This is a genomic window from Acidisphaera rubrifaciens HS-AP3 (assembly GCF_000964365.1).
Taxonomy (GTDB): domain Bacteria; phylum Pseudomonadota; class Alphaproteobacteria; order Acetobacterales; family Acetobacteraceae; genus Acidisphaera; species Acidisphaera rubrifaciens.
This window is the reverse complement of sequence record NZ_BANB01000074.1, coordinates 1-5,126: the sequence shown is the minus strand read 5'-3', so window position 1 is coordinate 5,126 and position 5,126 is coordinate 1. Positions and strand designations below refer to the sequence as shown.

Sequence of the window (5,126 nt, the reverse complement as noted above, 5' to 3'; positions counted from 1 at the left end):
ACACCCCGGCGAAGGGCACGTCGAACAGGCTGCCGCCGCCATAGGTCGCGCCGTGCATCAGAACCACGGTGCGCGCGGCGTCGAACGTGGCGCGCCCCGCCAGCCGCTTGCGGCGCACATGCAGGTCGATGCCGGGCGTGTCGCTCGGGATCATCATGTCCTCGACGGCGATGGCGCCCGTCGTCTGTGTCGCGGTGTTCATGCGAAGCTCCATGCGTAGCCGTCGGCCGCGCGCGTGACGCGCCCGGCCGAGCTTTCGGCGAAATGGGTGGCGAAGATCAGCGTGTTGCGCTCCGCCGCCTCGGCCAGCACGGCGCGGCGCGATGCCTCGGCCGCCTCGGGGAACTCGCAGAAGCAGGACGAGAGGTGCGGCGCGTGGACCTGCAGCGGGTGGTGCATCACGTCGCCCGCGAACAGCGCCTCCTGCCCGCGCGAGACGAGGCGGATGGAGGCATGGTCGATGCTGTGACCGGGCGTCGATACGAATGACAGGCCGTCGAGCACCTCGCCGCCGCCCACGTCGATCAGGGTGGCGAGGCCCGCGTCGATGACCGGGCGCACGCTGTCGTCATAGACGCCGGGGTAGGGCGTGCCGACGCGCGGGCCGAGGGCGGGCGGCACGTCCGGGGCGCGCCCGTCGCTGAGTGCCGCGTTGTAGCGCTGCTCGGCGGCGGAGAAGTAATGGCGCGCGCGCGGAAACGTGGGTTGCCAGCGCCCGTCGACCAGCCGCGTGTTCCAGCCGACATGATCGGCGTGCAGATGCGTGATCAGCACCGCGTCCACGTCCTCCGGCCGCACGCCGGCGGCGGCGAGGCGGGCGAGATACGGCTCGTCGAGCCCGTCCAGCGCGGGCGCCTGCGGGCGGGACTTGCCGTTGCCGGTCGCGGTGTCGATCAGGATGACGTGGCGCGGCGTGCGCAGCAGCCAGGTGTGGATGCTCACGACCACGCGCTCGCTGTCCGGCCCGGCCTGTGCGGGACGCAGCAGGCCCGGGCCGAAACGGTCGCGGTGGCGGGCCAGCTCCGCCGGCGCGAGGCCCGGCAGCAGTTGCGCCGCCGTATGGCCGTCGAGCGTCATTTCGTCGATGCGGGTGACGGTCACGTCGCCCACCTGCCACGTGCCGCCCGCGCGCGGCGGCATCTCGTCGGTCCCGGCCATGCTATCTCTCCCGTTTGTTGCCGACGCAGATGCGCAGCCGCCCTCCGTCGCGGCAGGGCCGCCGTGCCGATACGACCCATCCACCCCGTCGATGGCGCCTCGGGCGGCGCCACGCCGCAGGGCAGCCGGAGCCCACCGATGGAGCTGAGCGACCTTGATCTCGGCCTGCTGCTGGCGCTCGACGCGCTGTTGCAGGACACCAACGTGACCCGCGCCGCGGCGCGGCTGGGCATCAGCCAGTCCGCGCTGTCCGGACGGCTCGGCCGGCTGCGCGAGCTGTTCGGCGATCCGCTCTTCGTGCCGGCCAGCGGCGGGCGCGGCGTGGTGGCAACGCCGCTGGCCGATGCGCTGGCGCAGCTGCGCCGCCTGATCGAGCCCACCCACGGGTTCGATCCCGCGCGCAGCCGCCGCACCTTCGTCATCGCCGTATACGAAAACCCGGCGACGGTGTTCGCCCCGGCGCTTGTGGCGCATCTCGCCGCCGCCGCGCCCGGCGCGCGCATCGCCTTCGTCGCCCCCGGCGCCGACACGGCCGAGCGGCTGGAGCGGGGCGGCGTCGATCTGCTGCTCGGCGCCGATCGCGGGCGCGAGGGGCTGATCTGCCGCAAGCTGCTCGACAGCGACTATGCGACGGCGCAGCGGCGCGGCCATCCGCGCGGCACCGGGCCGCTCGACCTCGATGCGTTCTGCGCGCTCGATCACGTGCTGATCTCCGCCGATGGCGGCGGGTTCGCGGGCGTGGTCGATGATGCGCTCGCGTCGCTCGGCCGCAGCCGCCGCGTCGTCGTCTCGACGCAGAGCTATGCGCTGGCGCCGCTGATCGTCGCCGGCAGCGACTGCATCGGCACCATGCCGCGCCGCGTGCTGCAACGCTTCGCCGCAGGCCTCGACCTGTTCGCCCCGCCGCTGGCGCTGCCGAGCGCGCGGCTTTATGCGTTCTGGCATCCGCGCAGCCACGCCGATCCCGGCCATGCCTGGCTGCGCGAACGCCTGTATGAAGCGGCGGAGGCCGCCCCGTGACGGAAATCCCGCGATGACGCAGTTCTTCGTCGATGCCGATGCCTGTCCGGTGAAGGACGAGATCTATCGCGTCGCCGCGCGCTATGGCCTCGCGGTGTTCGTCGTCTCCAACGCGTGGATACGCACGCCGCCCGATCCACGTATCTCCGCCGTCGTGGTCGATGCGGGGCCGGACGTCGCGGACGACTGGATCGCCGAACGCGCCGGGCCCGGCGACGTGGTGATCACCGCCGACATCCCGCTCGCCGACCGCGTGCTGAAGGCGGGGGCGGATGCGCTGCATCCCACGGGGCGGCGCTGGACGCCCGACAATATCGGCGGCGCGCTCGCCGGGCGCACCATCGCCGAGCATCTGCGCGGCATCGGCGAGATCACCGGCGGCCCGCGCCCCTTCACCGCCGCCGACCGCTCGCAGTTCCTGCAGGCGCTGGACGCCGCCGTGGTGCGGGCGCGGCGGCGCTGAGGGGCGCGCGATCACCCCGCGATTGGCAGGGCGCGCGGCGCGGACCATCCTCGGGGCGTGGCAAGCCCGGGCGCGAGACAACCGGGCGGCCGGGGGAGGACAAGGCGGCATGATCCGACGGCGCGACATCCGGCTGCGCGACCTCGCCGACATCGCGGCGGTGGAGGCGGTTCCGTTCGAGACGCACGAGCCGGAGAGCACGGTCCCGGCTCTGATCGCGCGCATCGCGCGGCACGTGCCGGCGCGGGCGGCATTACGCTTCCTCGAACACGGGGCGGCGGACGCGCCGGTGCGCGACCTGTCGTTCGCGGCGCTCGACCGGCACCGTATCCAGGCAGCGAACGTGCTGCATGGCGCCGGGCTGCGGCCCGACGGCGCCGCCGCGCTGCTGCTGCCGATCCTGCCGGAGACCTTCGAGCTGATGTTCGGCGCGCACAGCGCCGGTATCGCGTGCCCGATCAACTTCCTGCTGGAGCCCGGGCACATCATCACGCTGCTGCGCCAGGCGCGGGCACGGGTGCTGTGCGCGCCTGATCCCGACGTGTTTCCCGGCGTGTGGGAGAAGGTCGCGGCGGTGCGCGCCGCACTCCCCGACATCGCGGTGCTGCGCGTCGGCGGGCCGCCCCTGCGCGGCGACATCGACGCGCCGCATTACGAGACGCTGCGCGATCGCGCGCCCGATGCGCTCGTGTTCGACCGCGCGATCGCGCCGGAGGAGGTCGCGGCGCTGATGCACACGGGCGGGACGACCAGCGCGCCGAAGCTCGCGCGGCACACGCATCGCGGGCTGGTGGCGACGGCGTGGACGAACGCCGAGGCGCTGCATCTGAGCGACGCTGACACGCTGTTCGCCGGGCTGCCGCCGTTCCATGTGGGCGGGGCCTATTGCGGCGGCCTCGCGCCGCTCAGCCGGGGTGCCACGCTGGTGATGCTGACCGCCGCCGGGATGCGTAACCCCGACGTGGTCCGCAACTACTGGCGCCTCGTCGCGCGGTTCCGCCCGACGGTGCTGCCGATGGTCCCCACGTCCTGGGCCGCGACGATGCAGGTGCCTTGTGATCCGGCGGATCATGCCGGCGTGCGCGCGGGCAATGTCGGCGGCGCGCCGATGCCCGTCGCGGTCGCGGAGGGGGCGCAGGCGCGGCTCGGCGTGCCGGTGATCGAGGGCTGGGGCATGACGGAGCTGCACGGCTTCGGGACGATGAACCCGATCGACGGGGACGTGCGGCTGGGTTCGGTCGGGCTGCGGCTGCCGTATGTGGAGCTGATCGTCGCCGAGGTCGCCGAAGGACGGATCGCGCGGGTGCTGCCGCCGGGGACGATCGGTCATGTGCTGGTGCGCGGGCGGCAGGTGTTCGCGGGCTATGTCGATCCGGCGCATGACCGCGGCACCTGGGTCGAGGACGCGGACGGCATCGCCCCGCGTGCGCCATGGAGCGCGGGCGGACGCTGGCTGGACACCGGCGATCTCGGCCGGCTGGACGCGGACGGCTATGTCTGGCTGACCGGCCGGGCCAAGGACCTGATCATCCGCGGCGCGCACAACATCGACCCGCAGCTGATCGAGGAGGCGTTGCACCGCCACCCGGCCGTGCAGGCCGCCGCCGCCGTGGGCCGCCCCGACCGGCACGCGGGCGAGATGCCGGTCGCCTATGTGCAGCTGCGTCCCGGGATGGCGACCGAGGGCGAGGCGCTGCGGGCCTATCTGCGCGAGACGCTGGAGGAGCGGGCGGCGGTGCCGGCGGCGGTGACGGTGGTGGAACAGATGCCGCTGACGGGCGTGGGCAAGATCTTCAAGCCCGCGCTGCGGGCGCTTGCGGCGCGCGAGGCGCTCACGGCGGCGACGCGCGAGGCGCTCGGGCCGGGGGCGGTGGTGGAGGTGGACGTCGGGCCGCATCCCGCGCACGGCACGCTGGCCACCGTGCGGCTGCCGCCGGGGACGGACGTGGGTGCGCGGGCGGCGGTGGAAGCGGCGCTGGCGGGCTTCACGCTGCGCAGCGTGGTGCTTTCGTCGGATGATTTGTCCGGCGGCTGATGTAAAAGGCCGCAACATGGCATACGCCGAGGGCGACAAGGGGCGAGGCCGGGAGAGCTACCACCACGGCAATCTGCGCGAGGCGCTGATCGAGGCGGCGCTGCGGCTGATCGCCGAGCACGGGCCGGCGGGGTTCTCCTTCGCGCAGGCGGCGCGGGCGGCGGGGGTGAGCGCCGCCGCGCCATACCGGCATTTCCGCGACCTGCAGGCGCTGATCGCCGAGATCGCGCGGCGCGGTTACGAGCGCTTCGCCGACGACCTCGCCGCCGCCTGGGGTGACGGACGGCCGGACCCGCTGACCGCGCTCGACCGCTGCGGCGCCGCTTATCTCGGCTTCGCGCGGCGCAATCCCGCGTTCTATGCCGCGATGTTCGAGCCGGGCTTCGCGTTGCAGGCCGACCCCGCGCTGCTGGCCGCGTCCGACCGCGCCTTCGGCGTGCTGCGCCGCGC

At 73.9% G+C, this 5,126-nt stretch carries 5 protein-coding genes and 1 pseudogene; 4 read left to right on the top strand and 2 right to left on the bottom strand.

What is annotated here, in order from left to right; all coding sequences use genetic code 11:
- Positions 1-202, bottom strand: a pseudogene (locus B8460_RS02550) (alpha/beta hydrolase); the annotation flags it as partial.
- Positions 199-1,158 carry an MBL fold metallo-hydrolase gene (locus B8460_RS02545; protein ID WP_048860003.1) on the bottom strand — a complete coding sequence of 320 codons (960 nt, stop codon included), beginning with the start codon at positions 1,156-1,158 and terminating at the stop codon, positions 199-201. The gene B8460_RS02545 and the pseudogene B8460_RS02550, both read right to left, overlap by 4 nt.
- A gap of 63 nt (positions 1,159-1,221) precedes the next feature.
- Here B8460_RS02545 and B8460_RS02540 point away from each other — a divergent pair, with 63 nt between their 5' ends.
- The 4 genes from B8460_RS02540 to B8460_RS02525 all read left to right on the top strand — a co-directional run.
- Entirely contained in the window at positions 1,222-2,178 is a 957-nt protein-coding gene (locus B8460_RS02540) for a LysR family transcriptional regulator (RefSeq protein ID WP_241771084.1), read from the top strand.
- Positions 2,179-2,191: 13 nt separating this feature from the next.
- Positions 2,192-2,641 carry a YaiI/YqxD family protein gene (locus B8460_RS02535; protein WP_048860001.1) on the top strand — a complete coding sequence of 150 codons (450 nt, stop codon included), beginning with the start codon at positions 2,192-2,194 and terminating at the stop codon, positions 2,639-2,641.
- A 109-nt stretch (positions 2,642-2,750) separates the two neighbouring features.
- Entirely contained in the window at positions 2,751-4,676 is a 1,926-nt protein-coding gene (locus B8460_RS02530) for an AMP-binding protein (RefSeq protein ID WP_048860000.1), read from the top strand.
- Positions 4,677-4,692: 16 nt separating this feature from the next.
- Positions 4,693-5,126: TetR/AcrR family transcriptional regulator (locus B8460_RS02525; RefSeq protein ID WP_048859999.1), on the top strand; the 434-nt coding region annotated here is incomplete at its 3' end.